At 64.6% G+C, this 1138-nt stretch carries 1 protein-coding gene; it reads right to left on the minus strand.

Annotated features, from left to right (window positions below; genetic code table 11):
• Positions 1-337: 337 nt before the first annotated feature.
• On the minus strand, positions 338-730 hold the full coding sequence (locus EET03_RS20875; RefSeq protein ID WP_075543014.1) for a hypothetical protein: 393 nt from the start codon (positions 728-730) through the stop codon (positions 338-340).
• Between the last annotated feature and the right edge of the window lie 408 nt (positions 731-1138).

The raw sequence follows: 1138 nt of genomic DNA on the forward strand, positions 1-1138 counted from the left end.
GGTGGTTTGACGCCATCCCCCGAAAGGACGACGCCGAAGGGCCACAAAACCTTCATCTCCTGTGCAGCAAGCACTTTCAGACAGCCGCCTCCTACATGACGACTCCTTTCCACGCGTCGTGGCGCAACAACGCTCTTCACCTAACCGTTAATTAACCGGTGGGACGCGGCCGGACTGTCAACGCCGTTGTCATCGACCACATCCATCACATCGCGCATCGACTGATTCCGGCGGCGCGCGGCCGACGACGGCGGCGATGATCTGCTGGCCGAAGCCCGCCAGATCCACATCGGCGAGCAGGAAGCCCGCCGTCCTGCCCGAATTTGGCTGCCGGGCTTTACTCGACCGCGTCACGTTGGTTATTCGCAGAGTCGATTTGAGCGCGACGTCGTTCGGACTCGTCCATTTGGTGCCTGATCTCGGCCTGTTCCCGAGCGGCATGGGCTCGCAGCCGCTCGTCCCGGTCGGCGGCACGCTGTAAGCGCTCGCGTTCCCGGTCGGCGGCGGCGCCCTCGCGTTGGTCTGCGCATCTTTCTCGCTCGTCGGCGGACAACTCGCGATCGTTGGCGACCCGGTCCCGGTCCGCAGCTATCCGATCCCGCTCGGAAGCGAGCCATTCGCGCCTTGCCAGTGCAGCCTCGCGTCGTTGCAGCGCCTTCTCGCGTTCGTCGAGTTCGGCGGCTCGGCGGTCAAGCTCGTTGAGCGCATCGGCGCGATGATCAGCGACCACCGTTCGGCCCCTCGCTCAGGGCTCGACGCAGGTCAGCCGCTGCCTTCTGTCTCGATGATTCGCGCTCACTCGCGGCCCGCTCCCGTTCGACCGCCGCCTGCTCGCCCTGCGCGGCCGCCTCTTGGAGTTGAGCCTGTTGCGCCGTGCGCATTGATTCAGCCATTCGAGGCTCTCACTTGTCGCACCCTCAACACATATTCCACGCGCAGGGCCCGGTCTAGATGAGTAATTCCCAACTGCGCGCGGAGTGTGCATCGGCTGCGCCGAGTGTGTACTGGCGGCGGCGACACGCCGAGCGGCGCCGCAGTGGTTGCACTCTCGGCGTGTCGGCTTGTGAAGGATGTGGTTGGAGGGCACCGATGGACAGTTATGAAGACAGACCTCGATGCCCTCCTGACCGAACTGTAT

Origin of the sequence: Mycobacterium innocens, assembly GCF_900566055.1 — a bacterium.
In the GTDB taxonomy this organism is placed as follows: domain Bacteria; phylum Actinomycetota; class Actinomycetes; order Mycobacteriales; family Mycobacteriaceae; genus Mycobacterium; species Mycobacterium innocens.